This is a genomic window from Pseudomonas sp. AAC (genome assembly GCF_000725445.1).
GTDB lineage: Bacteria > Pseudomonadota > Gammaproteobacteria > Pseudomonadales > Pseudomonadaceae > Pseudomonas > Pseudomonas citronellolis.
Genome location: NZ_KL647095.1, coordinates 957,699 through 979,719, shown reverse-complemented (window position 1 = coordinate 979,719; position 22,021 = coordinate 957,699). Strand labels below are relative to the sequence as shown.

The window sequence follows — 22,021 nt, the reverse complement described above, 5'->3', positions numbered from 1 at the left end:
GGAACGTTGTCCCCCACTACCAGGCAGATTCCTAGGCATTACTCACCCGTCCGCCGCTGAATCAGGAAGCAAGCTCCCCTCATCCGCTCGACTTGCATGTGTTAGGCCTGCCGCCAGCGTTCAATCTGAGCCATGATCAAACTCTTCAGTTCAATACTGATCGGGTTTTGAGAAAACCCTAAACTTGGCTCAGCAATCGCAAAAAACTCTCGAATTCACGAGTGTTACTTGTGATGCTGATAATCTTGCGATCACCAGTCTTAACTCACAAGCACCCACACGAATTGCTTGATTCAACTTGTTAAAGAGCAGTTGGTTAAGGCTTTCGTCTCAACCGAGGCCGCGCATTCTACGCCAACCTCTTATTTCGTCAAGCGTTATTTTCAGAATTTTTCGTTCCTACTCAACCGCTTGCGCTTTCGATCGGCCGGAGCTTCTCGTCAGCGGGAGGCGCATTCTACAGCGATCAGGCTCGCTGTCAAGCACCTCGGCGATCTCCCTTTTGGCTCGCTGCCGGAGCAGCTGTCGAACCCAAAGGCGGCGAGTGAACCACCCGCCTGATCACCACTCTCAACTTCGAACCTGCTTAAGTGCTTGATTTTCAAGCTCTTTCAGCGCTTCATCGCTGGGAGTGGTGCGCATTATAGGGACTTCAGAATGCCCGTCAACACTTTTCTGAAAGTTTCTTCAGCGGGATGCGAAACGGGCCCGCAGCGCCGGCAATTGCCGCGCCACCGGCGGCAGGCGCAGCAACAGCAGGAATACGCCTATGGCTGCATATAGCGACCAGCGCTCGATGTCCGAACGCACCACCCACAGCATATGCAGGAGCCCCAGGGCGAGGATGACATAGACCAGCCGGTGCAGCTTCTTCCAGCCGCTGCCCAGTTTGCGCATGCTGTATTTGTTCGAGGTCAGGGCCAGCGGCAACAGGCCCAGGAAACCCAGGGTCCCGACGATGATATAGGGCCGCTTGCGTAATTCGACGCCCAGTTGCGTCCAGTCCAGACCGAGGATGAACACCAGGTAGGCGCACAGATGCAGGCATATATAGGCGAAACACCACAGGCCGAGCTGCCGGCGCACCAGGATCCAGCCGTTCCAGCGCGTCAGCTTCTGCAGCGGGGTCATGGCCAGGGTCAGCAGCAACAGGACCAGGCCGCCCTGCCCCAGGTTGTCGACCAGCGCCTTGCCCGGGTCGGGCCCCAGGGCGAAGATCCAGGCCAGGTACAGCCAGTAGAGCGGCGGTATCAGCGCCAGCAGGAATACGCTGGCGCGCCAGATGGGATTGCGCATCTGCATCAATAGTTCTTCCTCAGGTCCATCCCCGCGTACAGCGAGGCCACTTCGTCGGCGTAGCCGTTGAACATGAGGGTGGGACGAACATTGGGGCTGAATAGTCCGCTGGGCAGGCGCCGCTCGCGAGCCTGGCTCCAGCGCGGGTGGTCCACCGTCGGGTTGACGTTGGCGTAGAAGCCGTACTCGTCGGGCGCCAGGCTTTCCCAGGTGGTCTTCGGCTGCTCGGCAACGAAGCTGATGCGGATGATCGACTTGGCGCCCTTGAAGCCGTATTTCCACGGCACTATCAGGCGCAGCGGCGCGCCGTTCTGGTTGGCCAGGATGCGGCCGTACATGCCCACGACGAGAATCGCCAGCGGGTGCATGGCCTCATCCATCCGCAGGCCCTCCACGTAGGGCCAGTCGATCAGGGCGAAATTGGATTGCACGCCGGGCATGCGCTCGCGATCGACCAGGGTTTCGAAGCGCAGGTACTTGGCGTTGCCCGTCGGCTCGACACGCTTGATCAGCTCCGACAGCGGGAAGCCGATCCAGGGGATGACCATCGACCAGGCCTCCACGCAGCGCAGGCGGTAGATGCGCTCTTCCAGCTGGTAGGGCTTGATGAAGTCCTCTAGGGCGTACTTGCCGGGCTTCGCCACCTCGCCATCGATCACCACCGACCAGGGCTCGGTCCTCAGCGCGCCGGCGTTGGCGGCCGGGTCGCCCTTGTCCGGGCCGAACTCGTAGAAGTTGTTATAGGTGGTCGCATCCTTGAAGGGGGTGATGCTCTCCCCCTGCACGGTGACGGCATCCCATTTGATCGCCGGCAGCTTCTCACTGAACCAGCCCGGTGTGCTCGCAGCGGCTTCCACATCGGCATAGCGGGAAGGATCAGCCAACCCCATGGCCGGCAGACCGGCAAGGGCGGCACCTGCCGCACTGGCGGCGAGGAAACGGCGGCGGGAGAGATAGAGGGTTTCGGGGGTGACTTCCGACTCGTGGCAAGCGGAAGGTCGGGCAATACGGATCAGCATGGCGGGCTCCGCAACGACTGGCTATGTGCGCCAATAGACTGCGGAGCCCGGGGGAAATTACATCAGCTCGGACGGCGGCGACGGCGCAATTGCAACAAGTATTGCACCGGACCGGACGCGGCATAAGCGAGGAACAGCAGCAGCAGGATGCGCGGCGGGTCGGTGAAGACCACGGCGAAGGCCAGCACCACCACCAGGATCGCCACGAAGGGCACGCGGCCGCGCAGGTCGAGATCCTTGAAGCTGTGGTACTTGATGTTGCTGACCATCAGCATGCCGGCGGCGGCGACCATCAGCGCGACCAGCAGGGAGACCTTGGCGCCCTGGATGTCGAAGTCGGCGAAGGCCCACACGGTGCCGGCCACCAGGGCGGCGGCGGCCGGGCTGGCCAGGCCGATGAAGTAGCGCTTGTCGGCCTTGCCCACCTGGGTGTTGAAGCGCGCCAGGCGCAGCGCGGCGCCGGCCACATAGATGAAGGCGACCATCCAGCCGACCTTGCCCAGGCTGCTCAGCGCCCACTCGAAAGCGACCAGCGCCGGGGCCACGCCGAAGGCGACCATGTCCGACAACGAGTCGTACTCGGCGCCGAAGGCGCTCTGGGTGTTGGTCAGGCGCGCGACGCGACCGTCCAGGCCATCCAGGACCATGGCGACGAAGATGGCGATGGCGGCGTTGGAGAAGTCGCCGCTCATGGCGTTGATGATGGCGTACAGGCCGGTGAACAGCGCCGCGGTGGTGAACAGGTTGGGCAGCAAGTAGATGCCGCGGTGGCGCACCTTGCGGCCGTCGGCGTCGTGCCCTTCCTCGACGTGCTCGTCGATGGGCAGCAGGCTTTCGGTTTCTTCGGAGGCCTTGTTCGGCTCCTCGGGACCTTCACTCATGGAGACTTCCTTAGGGAACTCAGCGGAAAAAGATCGAGCGCGGGGCACGGACGCCCGGGCGCACAGGCTTTATACCAGAACCCCGGGCAAGAACGAAAAAACGCGGCCGGGGCCGCGTTTCTTCGAGTGTCGCTAAGCCCTTAGTTCTTGGACTTGTCGACGATCTTGTTGGCGGCGATCCAGGGCATCATGGCGCGCAGCTGCTCGCCGATGACTTCGATGCCATGGGCCGCGTTGTTGCGGCGGTAGGCGGTCATCGACGGGTAGTTGGTGGCGCCTTCGCTGATGAACATCTTGGCGTATTCGCCGTTCTGGATGCGCTTCAGGGCATTGCGCATGGCAGCACGGGATTCGGCGTTGATGACTTCCGGGCCGGTCACGTACTCGCCGTACTCGGCGTTGTTGGAGATCGAGTAGTTCATGTTGGCGATGCCGCCTTCGTACATGAGGTCGACGATCAGCTTCAGTTCGTGCAGGCACTCGAAGTAGGCCATTTCCGGCGCGTAGCCGGCTTCGACCAGGGTTTCGAAACCGGCTTTCACCAACTCGACGCAACCGCCGCAGAGAACGGCCTGCTCGCCGAACAGGTCGGTTTCGGTCTCGTCCTTGAAGGTGGTTTCGATGATGCCGGTACGGCCGCCGCCGACGCCGCAGGCGTAGGACAGGGCGACGTTCTTGGCATTGCCCGAAGCGTCCTGGTAGATGGCGATCAGGTCGGGGATGCCGCCGCCCTTGACGAACTCGGAACGCACAGTGTGGCCCGGAGCCTTCGGCGCGATCATGATCACGTCGAGGTCGGCGCGCGGTACGACCTGGTTGTAGTGGATGGAGAAGCCGTGGGCGAAGGCCAGGGTAGCGCCCTTCTTCAGGTTCGGCTCGATCTCGTCCTTGTACAGGCGGCCCTGGAACTCGTCCGGGGTCAGGATCATCACCAGGTCGGCGGCGGCGACGGCGCTGGCCACGTCGGCGACTTTCAGGCCGTGGTTCTGCGCCTTGACGGCGGACGGCGAGCCCGAACGCAGGCCGACGGTGACGTCGACGCCGGAGTCTTTCAGGTTGCAGGCATGGGCGTGGCCCTGGGAACCGTAACCGATGATGGCAACTTTCTTGCCCTGGATGATGGAGAGGTCACAGTCTTTATCGTAGAAAACGCGCATTTGGGTAATCCCCTGGTCTAGTGGCCTCGTGGGCCGTCTTTCAAATTCAGATGCTGAGAGTCTTGTCGCCGCGGGCGATGCCGGTCACGCCGGTGCGCACCGTCTCGATGATCGCAGCGGTACCGATGGCCTGGATGAAGCTGTCGAGCTTGTCGCTGGTGCCGGCCAGCTGCACGGTGTAGACGCTGCTGGTGACGTCGACGATCTGCCCGCGGAAGATGTCGGTGGTGCGCTTGACCTCGGCGCGCTGGGCGCCGGTGGCCTTGATCTTCACCAGCATCAGCTCGCGCTCGATGTGGGCGCTTTCCGACAGGTTCACCAGCTTCACCACCTCGATCAGCTTGTTGAGGTTCTTGGTGATCTGCTCGATGACTTCGTCATGCCCGGCCGTGGTCAGGGTGAGGCGCGACAGGGTCGGGTCCTCGGTCGGCGCCACGGTCAGGGTCTCGATGTTGTAGTTGCGCTGGGAGAACAGGCCGACCACGCGGGACAGCGCGCCGGGTTCGTTTTCCAGCAGCAGGGAAATGATGTGTCGCATGATCAGGTACGCTCCGTCTTGCTCAGCCACATGTCGCGCATCGCACCGCCGCGGATCTGCATCGGATAGACGTGCTCGCTGGTGTCGACCTGGATGTCGAGGAAGACCAGGCGGTTCTTCATGGCGAACGCCTCTTCCATCTTCGGCTTCAGGTCCTTGAGGTCGGTGATGCGCATACCGACGTGGCCATAGGCCTCGGCCAGCTTGACGAAGTCAGGCAGGGATTCCATGTAGGAGTGCGAGTAGCGGCTGTTGTACTGCATGTCCTGCCATTGGCGGACCATGCCCAGCGCACCGTTGTTCAGGTTGACGATCTTCACCGGCAGGTCGTACTGCAGGCAGGTCGACAGCTCCTGGATGTTCATCTGGATGCTGCCTTCGCCGGTCACGCAGGCCACGTCGGCCTCCGGGAAGTTCAGCTTCACGCCCATGGCCGCGGGGAAACCGAAGCCCATGGTGCCCAGGCCGCCGGAGTTGATCCAGCGATTGGGCTTGTTGAAGCGGTAGTACTGGGCGGCGAACATCTGGTGCTGGCCCACGTCGGAAGCCACGAAGGCGTCGCCGCCGGTGACTTCCCAGAGGGTCTCGATGACGCTCTGCGGCTTGATGATGCTGCCGTCGCCCTTGTCGTAGGGGAACAGGCCGCGGTTGCCGCGCCACTCGTCGATCTGCTTCCACCAGGCGGCGAGGGCTTCCTTGTTCGGCGTCTCGCCGATTTCCTTGAGGATGGTGGCCATCTCGGCCAGCACGCTGTCCACCGGGCCGACGATCGGGATGTCGGCCTTGACGGTCTTGGAGATCGAGGCCGGGTCGATGTCGACGTGGATGATCTTGGCGTTCGGGCAGAACTTGGCCGCGGTCTCGCCGTTGATGACGCGGTCATCGAAGCGCGCGCCGACGGCGAAGATCACGTCCGCGTGGTGCATCGCCAGGTTGGCGGTGTAGCTGCCGTGCATGCCGAGCATGCCGACGAACTGGCGGTCGTTGCCGGGGAAGCCGCCCAGGCCCATGAGGGTGTTGGTCACCGGGACGTTGAGCAGGCGCGCCACTTCGGTCAGCGGCTCGGAGGCATTGCCCATGATGACGCCGCCACCGGAATAGATGATCGGGCGCTTGGCCGACAGCAGCAGCTCGGCGGCCTTGCGGATCTGGCCGGAGTGGCCGCGGACCGCGGGGCTGTAGGAGCGCAGCTTGACCTTCTTCGGGTAGGCGTACTCGAACTTCTGCGTCGGGTCGCCCATGTCCTTCGGAATGTCGATCACCACCGGGCCGGGACGGCCGGACTGGGCGATGTAGAAGGCCTTCTTGATGACCTCGGGGATTTCCGAAGGGTGCTTGATGATGAAGCTGTGCTTCACGATCGGCCGGGAAATGCCGACCATGTCGGTTTCCTGGAAGGCGTCGGTGCCGACCATGTTGCTCGACACCTGGCCGGAGATCACCACCATCGGGATGGAGTCCATGTAGGCGGTGGCGATGCCGGTGATGGCGTTGGTCGCGCCGGGGCCGGAGGTCACCAGGACCACGCCGGGCTTGCCGGTGGCGCGCGCATAGCCGTCGGCCATGTGGGTAGCGGCCTGCTCGTGACGCACGAGAATGTGGGTCACGTCGTTCTCTTTGAAGAGAGCGTCGTAGATGTGCAGGAGGGCACCGCCCGGGTACCCGTAGATGTACTTAACGCCTTCGTCACGCAACGAGCGGACGACCATTTCAGCGCCGGATAAAAGCTCCACGTTGTCACCTCTAGAACGCTAAACGATCTCCCAGGGGCGGGGGACCGAAACTTGGTTGGCTGCCCGGCAGACAATTGGGCGAATGTAATCGCCGGCTACGTCGACTGCCGAATGAGCAGAACTTGGAGGCGCACCTGGTGTGTTACGGAGGGCCTCCACCCAGCGCGAGGTAACGCGAAGCAGGGTGAAACTTAGCGGCGCGGGTAGCGCCTCTTGTCTGCCGAGTAAAACCAGCTTGCGGCCGGCCCACTGCAGCGAACCTTGGATTCTTCTGATTCGGCCGCGTCAAGTCAAGCCATATATGGATTTGTGTCTAACGCAGGTTGTGATCTTTCTCTGCGGACGCATCGACACTTTTGGTTATAGTTACCCGCAGTTTCCGCATCCAAGGACCGAAACCGCATGCGACGGACGATTGTGATGGGCGCCCTGATGTTCGCCCTGAGTGCTCCGCTGATGGCCGCCCAGGTATACAAGTGGGTCGACGCCCAGGGCGTCACGCATTTTGGCGCGCAGCCGCCGCAGGGCGCCGAAGCCGCCACCGTGGACACCAAGGTCGCCCCGCCGCCCTCGGGCTTCCCGCTGCCGCCCAGGCCGGCTCCCGCGCCAGCGCCTTCGGCCAGCGACAAGCAGAAGGCCGCCGACGAGAAGGTGCGCCAGGAGGTCGCCCAGCAGGAGGCCGAGCGCGCGCGTTACTGCGACACCCTGCGGACCAACCTGGCGCAGCTGAAGAACAACCCGCGGGTGCGGGTGGCCGACGACGACGGCGAGATGCGGCGCATCCCGGAAGAAGAGCGGCAGGCCCGCATCACCCAGACCGAGCAGGACCTGCAGAAGAACTGCAACTGACAGGCGCGTAGGCGCGGCTCAGGGCGCCTCGCCGATCAGCCGGTCGAACTCGCCCAGGGCCTCGAACAGGGCGTGCATGTGTTCGCCCTCGTCCACGTAGACCATTTCGGCGATGGCGCGAATGCCCGAGGCGCGCGGCAGCTGCGCGCCCGTCTCGATGATCAGCTTCATGCGCGGCAGGAAAATCCACTGCAGCCATTCCTCCAGCTCCAGCGTATCCACGCAGAACGGCTCCTGGCTGGCCAGCGCCTCCTCCGAGGGCGGCTGCTCCCCCCACAGCGACAGCGCGCGCAGCTCCCGCTCGATCAGCAGGAGCTGGTCGGCCACGGCCGGCAGGCGATCGTCCATCACAGCGTTGCCTTGGCGTTCTGCCGCGCGGTAGCCGCGCCGGCCGCGTCACCCTGGGCCTCGCGGGCCTTGGCAATCACGTCCCACAGGCTGGCCTGCAGCGTCGGCCGGCCATTGGCCAGCGACAGGCCGCGGCGCGCCACCTGTTCGGCCTGGGCGGCGTCGCCCTGGGCCAGGCGCACCTGGGCGAGCTTGTAGAGCACCTGCGGCTCGCGCGGGGCGATGCGCTGGGCGCGCTCCAGGCTGGCCGAGGCGCCGTTGAGGTCGCCGCCGCCCTGCTGTTGCTGGGCGGTGGTGAGCAGCGCCAGGACCGGGCCATCGAGTTGCTCGTCGGCGGCCAGCGGCGCGTTGCGCGAAGGAATGCCCGACGGCGCCTGCACCGGCGCGGCCGGGGCCTGCTGCTGGTAGCTGGGCTGTTGCTGCTGGTAGACCGGCTGCTGGTAGGTCTGCTGGCTGAAACCGCCGGTGGCGCTGATGTTGCTCGGTGCGCTGGCGGCGGGGGCCGCGGGGACGCTGCCGGATGTGATCGGGCCGGTGGACAGCGGCGCCGCGCCGCTCTGCGCCGGGAAGGTCTGGATCGGTGCCATGCCGGCATCCTGGGGCACCATCACGGTCACGCCGGAATCACCCGCTGGCTGCGAGGCCGCGCTCGGCGCGGTGCTGGCATTGGCCGGGCGGTTGGCATTGGAATAGCCGACCCGCTCCTGGTTGGACACCGAGGTGCCGGAATCCCGTACCGGGATGGCGCCCTGCTGCGGGGAAGCGCAGCCGGACAGCACGGCCGCGGCGGCAGCCACGGCAAACCACGCGTTTTTCACTTCGAATCCTCTCGCCTCAGTTCAGCCAGCCACGGACCCAGTCCATGACCTCGCCGGCCGGCGTCTGGTTGTTGCCACAGCCGGCGCCGGGCGCCGGCTCGCTTCCGCGAATATAGGGCATCTGCACGGCGCCCGGACAATTGGCGTCGCTGCCCTGGCCGGTACGCGGATCGACCCAGGCCATGCTGACATTATCCGGCATCGGCATGTCCAGCGGCAGGGGGTCGGCCTTGCGCATGAAGCTGGTCCAGATCTGCAACGCGCCGGTGGCGCCGGTGAAGGGCGTCTTGCCGTTGTCGTCGCGGCCCAGCCAGACCACCGCCAGCAGGTCCTGGCCGAAACCGGAGAACCAGCTGTCGCGGGAGTCGTTGGTGGTGCCGGTCTTGCCCGCCAGGGTCAGGTTCGACGGCAGTTGGTTGTAGGCCGAGCGCGCGGTGCCCTCGCGCATCACCCGCTGCATGGCGTTCTGCAGCAGGTAGATGGAGCCCGAGTCGAAGCGCTGCTGGACCTGGAACGGATAGCGCTTGAGCGGCTGGCCGTCGGCGGCGACCACGCTGCGGATGCTGCGCAGCGGGGTGTTGAAGCCGCCGCTGGCGATGGTCTGGTACATGGTCGCCACCTGCATCGGCGTCATGGCGCCGGCGCCCAGCAGCATCGACGGGTAGGCCGGCCAGTCCACCTGCACGCCCAGACGTTCGAGGGTCTTGAGCACGTTGGGCACGCCCAGGTCCAGGCCCAGCTTGGCGGTGGACAGGTTCAGCGAACGCGCCAGCCCCTGGTAGAGGAAGATGGTGCCGTTGGAGCTGCCTTCGTAGTTCTTCGGCGTCCACACCTGGCCGTCCTTGCCCTTGATGGAGAACGGCTGGTCCTGGATCCAGGTGGTCAGGGTGTACTGGCTGGGCCGTTCGAGGGCGGTCAGGTAGACCGCCGGCTTGACCAGCGAGCCGATCGGCCGGGTGGCGTCCACCGCGCGGTTGAAGCCGGCGAAGCGCGAATCGCGGCTGCCGATCAGCGCCTGCACCTCGCCGGTCTCCGGATTGGTCACGACCATCGCGGTTTCCGTCTGGTCCAGGCCCTTGCGCCCGGCGAAGCGCTTGAAGGTCTCGCTGACCGCGGTTTCCGCCTTGTACTGCAGGATGGGGTCGAAGCTGGTGAAGATGCGCAGACCTTCCTCGGTCAGGTCTTCCTCGCGGTAGTCCTGGCGCAGCTGGCGCTTCACCAGGTCGAGGAACGCCGGGTACGAGCTGTTGGCCATGCTGCCCTGGCGCGTCACGCCCAGGGGCGCCTGCTTGGCCGCCGCGGCCTGCTCGGGGGTGATCACGCCCTGCTCGGCGAGCACGTCGAGCACCACGTTGCGCCGCTCCATGGCGCGCTCCGGGTTGCGCCGCGGGTTGTAGTAGGACGGCCCCTTGACCATGCCCACCAGCAGCGCGATCTGCGGCAGCTTGAGCTCGGCCAGCGGCTGGCTGAAGAAGTACTGGCTGGCCAGGCCGAAGCCGTTCACCGAACGCTGGCCGTCCTGGCCGAGGAACACCTCGTTGAGGTAGCCCTCGAGGATCTCGCGCTTGTCGTAGTGCAGCTCCAGCAGCACCGCCATCATGGCTTCGGTGAGCTTGCGGCTGAGGCTGCGCTCGTTGGTCAGGAAGAAGTTCTTCACCAGCTGCTGGGTCAGGGTGCTGCCGCCCTGGCGCAGCTGCCCGGCGCTGGCGTTGACCCAGACGGCGCGGGCGATGGACTTCAGCGAGACGCCGTGGTGGGACCAGAAGTCGCGGTCTTCCACCGCCACCAGGGTGTCGACCAGGTACGGCGGCACCTCGTCCAGCTTGATGAGGATGCGGTCTTCGTTGTGCGAGGGGTACATGCCGCCGATCAGCAGCGGCTCCATGCGCGCCACGTCCAGCTTGGAACCGTCGGCGCGGGACAGGCCGGCCACGTAGTCGCCCGAGAAACGCACGCGGATGCGCTGCGCGGGCTCGGCGCCCTCGTAGAACTGGAAGCCGCGGGTATTGAGGTCGACCGTGCCGCCGGACACGGCCACCATGCCCGGGCCGCTGACCGTGCCGTCGCGGCGGTAGCCCAGGGCGCCGAGTTCCTGGAGGAAGTCGTCCTTGTTCAGCTTCAGGCCGACGAACAGCTCCAGCGGCCGGGCATAGACCTTGGCCGGGATGGTCCAGCGCTTGCCGGAGAACTTCTCCTGCACGACCGCATCGAGGTACACGGCGAAACCGGCCAGCACGACCAGGCCGACGAGGCTGAGCTTGAGCAGCCAGCCCAGCCACTTGCGCGACGGAGCTGCTTTTTGATTCTTACGGGAACGGGGGGATCGGGGACGCGTCATGGCGGCGCATTATACGTACTTTATCCACAGGGGACAGACGCCGCGCGAGGCGGTGTCCGGGCTCTGTCGCAGGCGCGCGGAAGTGCCCCGGCCAAAGCGACGCAGCTTCGACCAGCGGGCGGCCGATTGGTTGCCTGCGGCGCCAGGCAAGTTTGCAGCCACCGGCGATGCCGCCATAATGCCTGCCTCCCGAATCCGGACAGCCAAGGACAATATCCCGTGAGCCAGACTCTGATCGCTGCCCTGCAGAACCCTGCCCTGTACCCCCACCCGGTGGAGCAGGTGCGGGTCATCGAAACCCACATTTCCTGGGTCCTGCTCACCGGCCAGTACGTTTACAAGATCAAGAAGCCGGTGAACTTCGGCTTCCTCGACTTCACCGACCTCGCGGCGCGCAAGCACTTCTGCGAGGAGGAACTGCGCCTGAACCAGCGCCTCACCGAAGGCCTGTACCTGGAAGTGCTGCCGATCACCGGCAGCGAGGCCGCGCCACAACTGGGCGGTGAAGGCCCGGCGATCGAATACGCGCTCAAGTGCCGCGAATTCCCGCAGAACGCCCTGCTCAGCGAGGTGCAGACGCGCGGCGAGCTGAGCTCCGAGCACATCGACGCCCTGGCGAAGCAGATCGCCGGCTTCCACCTGCGCACCCCGCAGGTGCCGCAGGACAACCCGCTGGGCTCGGCCGAGGCGGTGATGGCACCGGTGCGGCAGAACTTCGAACAGATCCGCCCGCTGCTCAGCGACAAGGCCGACCTGCTGCAGCTGGACGCCCTGGAAGCCTGGGCCGAAAGCTCCTACGACCGCCTGGAAGCGCTGCTGCAGGCGCGCAAGGCGAACGGCTTCATCCGCGAATGCCACGGCGACATCCACCTGGGCAACGCCGCGCTGATCGACGGCCAGGTGGTGCTGTTCGACTGCATCGAGTTCAACGAGCCGTTCCGCTTCACCGACGTCTGCGCCGACTACGCCTTCCTCGCCATGGACCTCGAGGACCGCGGCCTGAAGTGCCATTCGCGGCGCTTCGTCAGCCAGTACCTGGAGCAGACCGGCGACTACCAGTCCCTGGAAATCCTCAACTTCTACAAGGCCTACCGCGCCCTGGTGCGGGCCAAGATCGCCCTGTTCAGCCTGGCCCACCAGAACGACGCCGTGCAGAAGGCCGCGACCCTGCGCCAGTACCGCAACTACGCCAACCTGGCGGAGAGCTACAGCGCCATCCCCTCGCGCTTCCTGGCCCTGACCATGGGCGTTTCCGCAGTGGGCAAGAGCTCGGTGGCGCTGCGCCTGGTCGAGGCCCTGGGCGCCATCCGCCTGCGCTCGGACGTGGAGCGCAAGCGCCTGTTCGGCGAACAGCAGCAAGCCCAGCGCGGCGCCCTGCAAGGCGGCATCTACAATGCCGAATCCAGCGCGGCCACCTACGAGCGCCTCAACGCCCTGGCCGGCGACATCCTCCGCGCCGGCTACCCGGTGGTGCTCGACGCCACCTTCCTCAAGCACGCCCAGCGCCAGGCCGCGCGCCATATCGCCGACGACACCGGGGTGCCCTACCTGATCCTCGACTGCCAAGCGCCGGAAAGCGTGATCGCCGGCTGGCTGGCCCAGCGCCAGGCGCAAGGCGGCGACCCGTCCGACGCCACCCTCGAAGTGGTGCAGGCCCAACAGGCCGGACGCGAAGCCCTGGACGCCGACGAACAGGCCCACAGCAAGCGCGTCGACACCCAGGACAGTGCCAGCCTGGATACCCTGGTGGAAAGCATCCGCCAGCGCCTGCCGGGCATCTGACCCCCTCGACGCGGCCCGGGCACGATCGATGCCCGGGCTGCCGTTCGTCATGCCGAGGGCGCTTTGGCGCCTGCCGATATCACAAAGCCACATTGCCCCGCCAAGGGCCCGCTACACTTCATCGTCAAGTGAGCCGGCCGTCTCCAGCAGTTCACGGCCCTCGCCGCCATGCATGACCCACCCCGAGTGCCGCATCGCAAGGACCGACGATGAACGACGAACTGCTGCATCTGAAGAATCTCGGCAAGACCTCGGCCCAGTGGCTGCACGCCGTGGGCATCCACAACGCTTCCGACCTCCGCCGCCTGGGGGCGGTCGGCGCCTACCGCGCCGTTCGGGCCCGCGGCTTCCGGGCCTCCAAGGTGCTGCTCTATGCCATCGAGGGCGCCCTGCTGGACGTCCACTGGAACGACCTGCCGCCGGCGCACAAGGCCGAACTATTGGGCCAACTGGAGACTTTTCCTCAAAGGAATCAGAGTTAGCTCACAAGCCTTCCAGGAAATGATTTACGGCCGCGGGCCAGAACCCTATCGTTTCAGGGCCCTTCGTGCGCCCCGACCGCCAACGTCCGTCCAAGGAATTACGGCCCATGTACCTACTCGGTGAACAACCGGCCTATGCCGACCAGCTGATCAGCCGTCTGCAGGGGATTCCCGCCCAGCTGCTTTCCGGCCTCGCCCCCTGCGCGGAGCCCATCCGCCTGGAACGTACCGACGACCTGTCGGCCGAGCTGCCGAACCAGCAGCTGTTCCTGATCGAGAACGGCCTGCTCCACGCGCTGGTCGACGAACGCCCGCTGTTCTACCTGCAGGAGGGCGACCTGGTAGGCCTGCGCCAGGGCATCGACCTGCCGCCGTGCCGCTACACCAGCGACGAGCCGCTGTGCCTGGTGCCCTACTCGCGCAGCGACGTGTTCCGCCACATCCACGCCGACGAGCAGCGCCAGGAACTCTTCCTGCACTACCTGATCGGCCACACCGCCCTGCTTTCCGATGCCCTGGCGCACCTCAAGCAGCCGGACATCCGCCCGTCTACCGGCTTCCGCCACTTCGCCGCCGGCGACCAGTTGATACAGCAAGGCGACGACGCGGAGCATGTGTTCATCATCATCGAGGGCCATGCCGAGGCCTTCGTCGACGGGCAGAAGGTCGGCGACGTGCAGAAGGACGAGATCTTCGGCGCCATGGCCGTGTTCACCGGCGAGAAACGCAGCGCCAGCGTGGTCGCCAGCGAGCCCTGCACCGTGATGGTGATCCCCAAGGACCAGTTCCTCAGCCTGATGCAGAGCAACCCACGCATCGCCCACAGCCTGATCGAGGGCATGGCCCGGCGCATCGACCTGCTCAACCGCGAGGTCACCCAACTGCGCCTGCAGCTCGGCGCCGGCTAGCCGAAGCCCGGTCCAGACGAAGCCCGGCCATGTGCCGGGCTTCGTCATTTCTGCAGGGCGGACTTTTTTTGCGAAATGCTGTTGACTCACAAATGATAATAGTTATTATTACCACAGCTGGCCGCGAGGTCGGCGGGTAAGCTGAGAGCCCTACCGCAGTCGGACACTCAGGTTATCTCCTCATCAGGCTAATCACGGTTTTCGACCCGGCTCATCGCCGGGTCTTTTTTTTGCCCGCGTTTTTTCCAGGGCCCTTTCCTCTGACCGTTCGCCGGAAATTGCCGGGGCGATGAAAAAAACATTGACTCGCGAATGATAATTGTTATTATTAACTCAACTGGTCGCGAGGCCAGTCGGTAAGCTGAGCGACCACGCAGTCGGACGATCAGATTATCTCCTCATCAGGCTAATCACGGTTTCGACCCGGCTCATCGCCGGGTCTTTTTTTGCCTGGAGGAAAGTCATGGGCGGGGGATTTCTTTTCGTAGGAGCGAGCTTGCTCGCGAAGGGTGTTCTACCGGTGGCTTCGGCGCCTGTTCTGAAGAACGCCCTCTCCCTAACCCTCTCCCTGAAGGGAGAGGGGACCGTTCGGTGCGGTCTGGTTTTCCTGAGTCAGCCGGCAAAAGCGGCGGTTTCTGGCTGAAACCACGCCTTCTCTCGGCACGGACTAGCCCCCTCTCCCTTCAGGGCGGGGCGCGCAGTCGAGGGCTGGGGAGAGGGAACGGAATACCACCGAAACACCAACGCAGCCGGGAGCGCTGTTCGCGAGCAAGCTCGCTCCTACAAAAGAGGAGCCCTCCCGTCAGGCTATGCCCGCATCAACGCAACTTCGCACAATGATCCTGCGGCGGCAGCGCCGGCGTGTACCAGACGTAATCAGCCTGCTGCGGCGACACCGTCTTGCCGACCTCGGCCAGCATCAGCACCTGCATGCCCTCCCCCGCCCCCAGGTCTTCCAGGTGCAGGGGCACGCCCAGGTCACGGCGGACGTGGAAACCGCCGGCGATCAGCACGGCGGGCGCGGGCGCCGCCTTCAGCCGTTCGGCCATGCGCCGGTCGCGCTGCTGCTGTACCGCCAGCATGGCCGGCATCTGGCTCTCCGGCAGCAGGCCGCAGTGGGATTCGCGGATGTCGTCGAGCAGCACCCGGCGGACTTCCTCGGCCGTCGAACGAGTACCGGCGAGGGCCGGTTGCTCCCCGTAGATGCGCTTGATCTCGCTGCGGTCCAGATTGGCCGCCAGCAACGGCGCCGGCTGCTTGACCAGCCAGGTCACCATCGGGCCGTAGAGCGACCAGTCCCAGCCCGGCTGCCAGGCCAATGCGGCGTACAGGTCCTGAGGCGCCTTGCCGGCAGCGCTGGCCTCCTGGGCTGCCGTCACCCGTTGCTGTTGGTTGGGGTTGAGCATTTCCAGCAGCACGCTGCCCTGCTCGCGGCGCTGGGCCAGGGCGCGCACCAGCCACAGCTCCAGGGCGTGGTGGTCGGGGTTGTCGTGCTGTTCGCCGACCAGCACTCGGGGCGCGCCACTCAGGCGTTCCAGCAGTTGTTCCGGGGTCAGTGCCTGGCCGCTGCGCAGGTCGCGGATGACGCCCAGGTCGGCGCTGTCGCGGCCCTCGGGGCTCTGCCAGGCCGGCAGGGGCGGCGCGGACGGCAGGCTCTGGCAGGCTGCCAGCAGAGCCACCAGCGGGATCAGCAGGTATTTCATGCGAACTCCTTTCAACGGGCGACGATCAGCGGATGGCCGCGCTCGGGGTGACGTTGCACCAGCACGTCCAGGCCGAACACCTGGCGCAGCGGCTCTGCGCGCAGCACTTCGTCCGGGGTGCCGAACAGGTGCGGGCGGCCGTCGTGCAGCAGAAGCAGGCGGTCACAGTAGCGCGCGGCGAGGTTGAGGTCGTGCAGGATGACCAGCACTGCGGCGCCGCGGCCGGCGAATTCGCGCACCGCATGCAGGGTGGTGTGCTGGTGCAGGGGGTCGAGCGCCGAGGTCGGCTCGTCCAGCAGCAGCACCTGCTCCGCGCCGCCCGGCCACAGCTGCGCCAGGACCCGCGCCAGGTGCACGCGCTGGCGCTCGCCGCCGGACAGCGCCAGGTAGCTGCGCCCGGCCAGGTGCGAGGCATCGGCTGCAGCCATAGCTTCGGCGATGATCTGCAGGTCACGCTGGCGGCCGCTGTCGTGGGGCAGCCGGCCGAAACCCACCACCGACTCGACGCTGAAGGCGAAATTCAGCGACGAGGACTGCGGCAGCACCGCCAGGCGCTGCGCCCGCGCCGTACCCTGCCATTGATCCAGCGCGCGGCCATCGAGGTTCACGCTGCCGCCGGCCAGCGGCAGCTCGCCGTTGAGGGCGCCCAGCAGGGTGCTCTTGCCCGCGCCGTTGGGCCCCAGCACACCGAGCACCTCGCCCGGCTGCAGCGCCAGACTCACGTCCTGCAGGACCACCTGATGCCCACGCTTCACCGTCAGGTTCTCCGCCGTCAGCATCAGGAACGCCCCCGGATCAGCAGATAAAGGAAGAAGGGCGCGCCGATCAGCGCCGTGACGATGCCGATCGGCAGCTCCGCCGGCGCCAGCGCCAGGCGCGCCACCAGGTCGGCGAGCAGCAGCAGGATGGCGCCGCCGAACATCGAGGCCGGCAGCAGCACCCGGTGATCGGGGCCGACGATCAGGCGCAGCAGGTGCGGCACCACCAGGCCGATGAAGCCGATCAGCCCGGCCGCGGCCACCGCAGCGCCAACACCCAGCGCCGTGCAGAGGATCAGTTCGACCTTCAGCCGCTCGACGTCGAAGCCCAGGTGACGCGCCTCGGACTCGCCCAGCAGCAACGCGTTGAGTGCATCCACCCGGCGCGGCAGCCAGCAGGCCACCAGCAGCGTGACCAGCAGCAGCGGCCACAGCCGCGGGTAGCTGGCGCCGTTGAGGCTGCCGAGGTTCCAGAAGGTCAGGGTGCGCAGCGTGGCGTCGTCGGCGAGGTAGGTGAACAGGCCGATCAGCGCGCCGGCCAGCGCGGTGAGGGCGATACCGGCGAGCAGTATGGTGGCCACGCTGGTCTGCCCATTGTGGCGGCCGAGCCGATAGACCAGCGCGGTCACCAGCAAACCGCCGCCGAAGGCGCAGGCGGACAGCAGGTAGGGCGCGAAGGCTTCCGGCAGGCCACCCATGGAGGCGCCGAAGACGATAGCGATGGCGGCGCCCAGCGCGGCACCGCTGGACACCCCGATCAGCCCGGGGTCGGCCAGCGGGTTGCGGAACAGCCCCTGCATGGCCACCCCGGCCAGCGCCAGCACGCCGCCGGTGGCGATGCCCAACAGGGTGCGCGGCAGGCGGATCTGCCCGACGATCAGCTCGGCCTGGCCGAGGTCGTCGGCGGACACCGGCAGGCCGCACAGACGCGCCAGCGCCCGCAGCGTGTCGCCCAGCGGCAGGCTGACCGGCCCCAGGGCCAGGGACAGCCAGAGGACCAGCAGCAGAAGAAAACCAAGGAGCAGGAACAGCGGTCGGGCAGCGTGCTTCGCAGTCAAGGACGACCTTCCGGGTTCAGGGCCTGCGCGGAAGGATAAAAGGCCTTGGAGAGGCTGGCCAATGCGTCCGGAACGCGCGGACCGAGACCGCCGACCAGCAGCGTCGGATCGAGCACCAGCACGCGGGCCTCACGCGCCGCGCGGGTAGCGGCCAACCCGGGGTTCTGGCGGATCAGCGCCTCGCGGGCCTTGTCGCCGTCCAGGCTGCGGTCGGCCAGCACCACCACCTGCGGGTCGAGGGCGGTCAGGGCTTCGCCGGACAATGCCTTGTAGCCCCTGTGGCTGGCCAGGTTGCGCCCGCCGGCGTGCTGGATCATCCAGTCGCCGGCAGTATCCTGCCCGACCACCAGCAGGCTGCCGCCGGCGGCGCCGACCAGCAGCACCACGCCCGGCGCGGCCTGCCCGGCCTGGGCTTTGCTCACCCAGGCCTGCTGCGCCGCCAGGCGCGCCTGGAAGTCCGCCGCCGCCTTGCCGGCCTGCTCGGGCGCGCCCAGCAGCTCGCCCAGGCGTAGCAGGTTGTCGTGCACGGTCTTCTCGTCGGCCTTGGCCGACAGGGTTTCGATCCGCACACCCGCCGCGCGCAGTTGCTGCAGCACCGGCGGCGGCCCCATCTCCTCGCTGCCGAGGAGGATGTCCGGCTTCAGCGCCAGGATGCCTTCGGCTGCCAGCTGGCGCTGGTAGCCGATCTTCGGCAACGCCTTGAGGCTGGCCGGGTGCAGGCTGGTGGTGTCGACGCCGACCAGTCGCGACTCGCCGCCCAGGGCCACAACCCACTCGCTCAGCGAGCCGCCGGCGCTCACCCAGCGCTTGGGCAGGCTGTCGGCGATGGCGCTGGAGGCGGCGAGGCACAGCCCGGCGAAGAGGCCGATCAGCAGGGGACGCGCAGTCATGGTTGCCTCCTCAGATGGCCGCGAAGGATTCGGCGAGGCTACGCCATTCTTGCAGTTCCGGCACACCCGGCTTGCGCGCGCCGAACACCTGCAGGACCAGCTCGCCGTCGGCGTCGAAGGCTTCCCAGCTGGTGACGATGCCGTCGCTGCTCGGCTTGCGCACGCGCCACAGCTGGCGCACGCCGGAAGTCTTCAAGTGCAGGTTGAACTGCGGGTCGAGCACGTTGAACCAGTCGTCCAGCCACTTCAGGTTGTCCACGGTGCCGGTGTGGATCTGGATGCAGTGGGCGTTGCCGACGAAGATCATGATCGGCAGGCGGGACTGGCTCGCGGCCTCCAGCAGGCGCGGCAGCTCGGCGACGTCCAGCGGCTCGGCCCATTCGCGGCCGGCTAGGCGCAGCGCCTGGGTGCGTCCGGTCTTGTGCTTCTTCAGCAGGGCGAAGAAGTGGTGGGTGTCCTTCAGCGCCGCCCAGCCCTGGCGCAGGGAGGCGACGTCGATCTCGCCGTCGGCCAGCGGCGCGGCTTTCGCCTCGGCCGGACGCAGCTCCAGGCGCTCGCTCTGTTCCTCGGCGCGGAAGCGCTCCACCAGCGGTGCCCAGGCGGCGACGTCGCTGTGCTCGGTGAGGAACACCTTGTGCACCGCGGTGCCCTGGCGGTCGAACACCTGGATGCTGCGCTGGGTGCCGTGGGCGGTTTCCTCGCCGATGGCGAACACGCTGTCCCAGCCGCCGAGGAACAGGCGCAGGTCGATGTCCGGGGACACCACCAGGCCCATCTGCCCATTGCCCGATACGGTGACCTCCTGGTACGGCCCCTTGCGCTCGTGCACGCAATGCTCGTTGCGCGTCAGCGCCATGATCGGGCCCAGCTCGCCGAGGGCCGGCAACAGCGCGGCCCATTCCGGGCGCAGGCGCACGGCATCGACGCCGAGGCGGCTGGCGGTCAGCTCGGCCTCGCTCACATCCAGGTGTTGCGCGGCATCGCGGGCGCGCAGGCGCGGTTTCTCGGCACGCAGCGCCTGCCAGGCGCGGTACAGCTCGGAAGCCGGCGCGGAAAGGGTAGTCATCGCAGAAATCCTCGTTCGCAAGGGGACCTGCCGCATCGCGGCGGCACCGACGAACTGTGCCACAACAAATTTAATAAATCTATTTGATAATAATTTGCATTTAGATTTGAGAAGAATTATGGTCTGCGCCGCCTTCTGCCAACGGCCATTTGCCATCTGCCATTTCCAAGAAAAACAGGTATCCCATGTCGATCACGCCTCCGTTCGCCCGCCGACACTGGCTGGCCTTGCTGCTGCTGAGCCCCTCCCTCGCCCTGGCGGACAACGCGGTTTCCCTCGGGGAGACCACGGTCACCGCGACCCGTAGCGAGCAACCCGTGGATGCGGTGCCGAGCACCGTGAGCGTGCAGACCGAGCAGGACATCGACCGCAACAACGCCAACGACATCAAGCAACTGGTGCGCTACGAGCCCGGCGTGTCGGTGAGCGGCAGCGGCAGCCGCTTCGGCCTGTCGGGCTTCACCATCCGCGGCATCGGCGGCAACCGCGTGCTGACCCAGGTGGATGGCGTCGGCGTGCCCGGCGCCTTCGCCTTCGGCCCCTTCATGGACGCGCGGCGCAACTACATCGACCTGGACACCGTGAAACGCGTTGAAATACTTCGCGGCCCGGCCAGCTCGCTGTACGGCAGCGACGCCCTGGGCGGCGCGGTGAGCTTCCTGACCAAGGACGCCGCGGACTACCTGGAGGACGGCAAGGACTTCTACGCCCGCTTCAAGACCGGCTACGACGGCTCCGACGACAGTTGGCTGGGCAGCGCCACCTTCGCCGGGCGCCAGGGCCCGGTGGACGGCCTGCTGACCATCAGCCGCCGCGAAGGCCACGACAGCGAGACCTTCGGCGGCCAGGGCGGCATCGGTAGCAGCCGCGGCGAAGCCAACCCGGTGGACTTCGACACCGACAACCTGCTGGCCAAGGTCGGCTGGGACTACGCCGAAGGCAGCCGCCTGCAGTTGGCCTACGAGCGCTACGCCGACGACGCCGACACCCGCCTGCTCAACGAATACAGCGCCACCGGCACCACCCGCACCTCCGATGCCAGCGACAGCACCGACCGCGAGCGCATCAGCCTGCAGCACCGCTTCCGGCTCGACAGCGCGCTGGCCGACCTGGTGCAGTGGCAGCTCAACTATCAGGACAGCCAGATCCGTCAGCAGACCTACCAGGAGCGCTTCAGCGGCGGCCGCCTGCGCGACCGCACCCGGGATTCGCAATACCAGGAAACGCTCTGGGGCCTGAATAGCCAGTTGGACAAGCGGTTCGCCCTGGCCGACACCCAGCATCACCTGATCTACGGCTTCGATCTCAAGCGCCTGGAGAGCAGCGACCTGCGCAAGGGCGGCGAGACCTTCCAGAGCAACGGCCAGCCGGTGCCGCCGGCCTTCGGTAGCGAGACCTTCCCGCTCAGCGACTTCCCCGACCCGGTCACCCACGAATACGCGGTCTTCATCCAGGACAGCATCGACATCGGCCGCTGGACCCTGCTGCCGGGCCTGCGCTACGACTACTACGAGATGCGCCCGGAGGTCAGCCAGCGCTACCTGAACAGCAACCCGCTGGATACCAACCCGTCCAACTTCAGCGATCACGCGCTGTCGCCCAAGTTCGGCGTGACCTACCGCATCGACGACCACCACAGCGTCTACGGCCAGTATGCCGCCGGCTTCCGCGCACCCGAACCGGTGGATATCTTCGGCGAATTCGTCAACACCGCCATCGGCTACCAGACCATCGCCAACACCGACCTCAAGCCGGAAACCAGCGACAGCTACGAGATCGGTCTGCGCGGCAAGTACGCCATGGGCAGCTTCGGCGTCGCCCTGTTCTACAACCGCTACGACGACTTCATCGAGCAGGTCACCCTGCCCAACGACCCCACCGGCAACGGCCGCCTGACCTACCAGTACACCAACCTGGACAAGGTCACCATCCGCGGCGCCGAGGCCCGCGGCGACCTCGACCTGCACCTGGCCGCCGGCCTGCCCGACGGCACCCGCCTGCGCGGCGCCGTGTCCTACGCGCGCGGCAAGGACGAGGAAACCGGCGAGCCGATCAACAGCGTCGACCCGCTCAAGGGCGTGTTCGGTTTGGGGTATGATGCGCCCGGCGGACGCTTCGGCAGCGAGCTGACCTGGACCCTGGTGCAGGCCAAGCAGCGCATCGACGACAACGAAGTCCCCAGCCAATTCAAGCCCGGCGGCTATGGTCTGCTCGACCTCAGCGGCTGGGTGCGGATCACCGACGGCGTGACCCTCAACGCCGGCCTGTTCAACCTCACCGACAAGAAGTACTGGCAATGGGGCGACGTACGCGGCCTCACCGAGAACAGCCCCAGCCTGGATCGCTACACCCAGCCCGGCCGCTACGCGGCGGCCAACCTGATCTGGGAGATCTGAC

At 66.4% G+C, this 22,021-nt stretch carries 20 protein-coding genes and 1 rRNA gene; 6 read left to right on the top strand and 15 right to left on the bottom strand.

Features of this window, described 5'->3' with window-relative positions:
• A 16S ribosomal RNA gene (locus FG99_RS09830) occupies window positions 1-152 on the bottom strand; the annotation flags it as partial.
• Window positions 153-288: 136 nt separating this feature from the next.
• On the opposite strand from FG99_RS09830, the gene FG99_RS32470 reads away from it, so the two are divergent.
• Window positions 289-561: a hypothetical protein gene (locus FG99_RS32470; protein ID WP_177330898.1), complete on the top strand. Its 273-nt coding sequence runs from the start codon at window positions 289-291 to the stop codon at window positions 559-561.
• 126 nt (window positions 562-687) lie between these two features.
• On the opposite strand, the gene msrQ is transcribed toward FG99_RS32470, so the two are convergent.
• The 6 genes from msrQ to FG99_RS09800 form a co-directional block, all read right to left on the bottom strand.
• Window positions 688-1,296, bottom strand: a complete 609-nt coding sequence (gene msrQ / locus FG99_RS09825; RefSeq protein ID WP_043269178.1) for a protein-methionine-sulfoxide reductase heme-binding subunit MsrQ — start codon at window positions 1,294-1,296, stop codon at window positions 688-690.
• A gap of 5 nt (window positions 1,297-1,301) precedes the next feature.
• The gene (msrP, locus tag FG99_RS09820) at window positions 1,302-2,315 is read right to left on the bottom strand and encodes a protein-methionine-sulfoxide reductase catalytic subunit MsrP (RefSeq protein ID WP_043269075.1); all 1,014 of its coding nucleotides are present in this window, start codon (window positions 2,313-2,315) and stop codon (window positions 1,302-1,304) included.
• A 62-nt stretch (window positions 2,316-2,377) separates the two neighbouring features.
• Complete coding sequence (pssA, locus tag FG99_RS09815) at window positions 2,378-3,196, bottom strand: CDP-diacylglycerol--serine O-phosphatidyltransferase (RefSeq protein WP_009612935.1); 819 nt, start codon at window positions 3,194-3,196, stop codon at window positions 2,378-2,380.
• Between the two features lie 140 nt (window positions 3,197-3,336).
• A complete protein-coding gene (gene ilvC, locus FG99_RS09810) occupies window positions 3,337-4,353 on the bottom strand; it encodes a ketol-acid reductoisomerase (protein WP_009612937.1) in 1,017 nt (338 codons plus the stop codon).
• A gap of 46 nt (window positions 4,354-4,399) precedes the next feature.
• A complete protein-coding gene (gene ilvN, locus FG99_RS09805) occupies window positions 4,400-4,891 on the bottom strand; it encodes an acetolactate synthase small subunit (protein ID WP_009612939.1) in 492 nt (163 codons plus the stop codon).
• Window positions 4,892-4,893: 2 nt separating this feature from the next.
• Window positions 4,894-6,624, bottom strand: coding sequence for an acetolactate synthase 3 large subunit (locus FG99_RS09800; protein WP_043269074.1), 1,731 nt, complete (start codon window positions 6,622-6,624; stop codon window positions 4,894-4,896).
• A 402-nt stretch (window positions 6,625-7,026) separates the two neighbouring features.
• On the opposite strand from FG99_RS09800, the gene FG99_RS09795 reads away from it, so the two are divergent.
• The gene (locus FG99_RS09795) at window positions 7,027-7,473 is read left to right on the top strand and encodes a DUF4124 domain-containing protein (protein ID WP_009612942.1); all 447 of its coding nucleotides are present in this window, start codon (window positions 7,027-7,029) and stop codon (window positions 7,471-7,473) included.
• A gap of 18 nt (window positions 7,474-7,491) precedes the next feature.
• Here FG99_RS09795 and FG99_RS09790 read toward each other — a convergent pair whose 3' ends face one another.
• From FG99_RS09790 to mrcB, 3 genes are read right to left on the bottom strand one after another with little or no spacing between them, the layout of a single operon-like run.
• Entirely contained in the window at window positions 7,492-7,821 is a 330-nt protein-coding gene (locus tag FG99_RS09790) for a YqcC family protein (RefSeq protein WP_009612949.1), read from the bottom strand.
• Complete coding sequence (locus FG99_RS09785; protein WP_043269071.1) at window positions 7,821-8,639, bottom strand: hypothetical protein; 819 nt, start codon at window positions 8,637-8,639, stop codon at window positions 7,821-7,823. The genes FG99_RS09790 and FG99_RS09785 overlap by 1 nt, the downstream gene beginning before the upstream one ends.
• Window positions 8,640-8,655: 16 nt before the next feature.
• Window positions 8,656-10,977, bottom strand: coding sequence for a penicillin-binding protein 1B (mrcB, locus tag FG99_RS09780; RefSeq protein WP_009612951.1), 2,322 nt, complete (start codon window positions 10,975-10,977; stop codon window positions 8,656-8,658).
• 219 nt (window positions 10,978-11,196) lie between these two features.
• On the opposite strand from mrcB, the gene FG99_RS09775 reads away from it, so the two are divergent.
• The 3 genes from FG99_RS09775 to FG99_RS09765 all read left to right on the top strand — a co-directional run bounded on the left by FG99_RS09775 (window position 11,197) and on the right by FG99_RS09765 (window position 14,149).
• The gene (locus tag FG99_RS09775) at window positions 11,197-12,759 is read left to right on the top strand and encodes a bifunctional aminoglycoside phosphotransferase/ATP-binding protein (RefSeq protein ID WP_009612952.1); all 1,563 of its coding nucleotides are present in this window, start codon (window positions 11,197-11,199) and stop codon (window positions 12,757-12,759) included.
• A gap of 209 nt (window positions 12,760-12,968) precedes the next feature.
• The gene (locus tag FG99_RS09770; protein ID WP_009612953.1) at window positions 12,969-13,241 is read left to right on the top strand and encodes a TfoX/Sxy family protein; all 273 of its coding nucleotides are present in this window, start codon (window positions 12,969-12,971) and stop codon (window positions 13,239-13,241) included.
• Window positions 13,242-13,348: 107 nt separating this feature from the next.
• Entirely contained in the window at window positions 13,349-14,149 is an 801-nt protein-coding gene (locus FG99_RS09765; protein ID WP_009612954.1) for a Crp/Fnr family transcriptional regulator, read from the top strand.
• Window positions 14,150-14,967: 818 nt separating this feature from the next.
• Here the strand turns inward: FG99_RS09765 and FG99_RS09760 are convergent.
• The 5 genes from FG99_RS09760 to FG99_RS09740 are packed head-to-tail and all read right to left on the bottom strand — an operon-like array spanning window position 14,968 to window position 19,624.
• Window positions 14,968-15,852 carry a ChaN family lipoprotein gene (locus FG99_RS09760; RefSeq protein ID WP_043269070.1) on the bottom strand — a complete coding sequence of 295 codons (885 nt, stop codon included), beginning with the start codon at window positions 15,850-15,852 and terminating at the stop codon, window positions 14,968-14,970.
• Window positions 15,853-15,863: 11 nt separating this feature from the next.
• Window positions 15,864-16,631 (bottom strand): heme ABC transporter ATP-binding protein, encoded by a 768-nt coding sequence (locus FG99_RS09755; protein ID WP_043269063.1) that lies wholly within the window; start codon window positions 16,629-16,631, stop codon window positions 15,864-15,866.
• Window positions 16,631-17,614, bottom strand: a complete 984-nt coding sequence (locus FG99_RS09750; RefSeq protein WP_141766272.1) for a FecCD family ABC transporter permease — start codon at window positions 17,612-17,614, stop codon at window positions 16,631-16,633. The genes FG99_RS09755 and FG99_RS09750 overlap by 1 nt, the downstream gene beginning before the upstream one ends.
• Window positions 17,615-17,664: 50 nt before the next feature.
• The gene (locus FG99_RS09745) at window positions 17,665-18,558 is read right to left on the bottom strand and encodes a heme/hemin ABC transporter substrate-binding protein (protein WP_043269059.1); all 894 of its coding nucleotides are present in this window, start codon (window positions 18,556-18,558) and stop codon (window positions 17,665-17,667) included.
• A 10-nt stretch (window positions 18,559-18,568) separates the two neighbouring features.
• On the bottom strand, window positions 18,569-19,624 hold the full coding sequence (locus FG99_RS09740) for a hemin-degrading factor (RefSeq protein ID WP_043269055.1): 1,056 nt from the start codon (window positions 19,622-19,624) through the stop codon (window positions 18,569-18,571).
• A gap of 185 nt (window positions 19,625-19,809) precedes the next feature.
• Between FG99_RS09740 and FG99_RS09735 the strand changes: the two genes are divergently transcribed.
• Window positions 19,810-22,020, top strand: a complete 2,211-nt coding sequence (locus FG99_RS09735; protein ID WP_043269053.1) for a TonB-dependent hemoglobin/transferrin/lactoferrin family receptor — start codon at window positions 19,810-19,812, stop codon at window positions 22,018-22,020.
• The last annotated feature ends 1 nt before the right edge of the window (window position 22,021 follow it).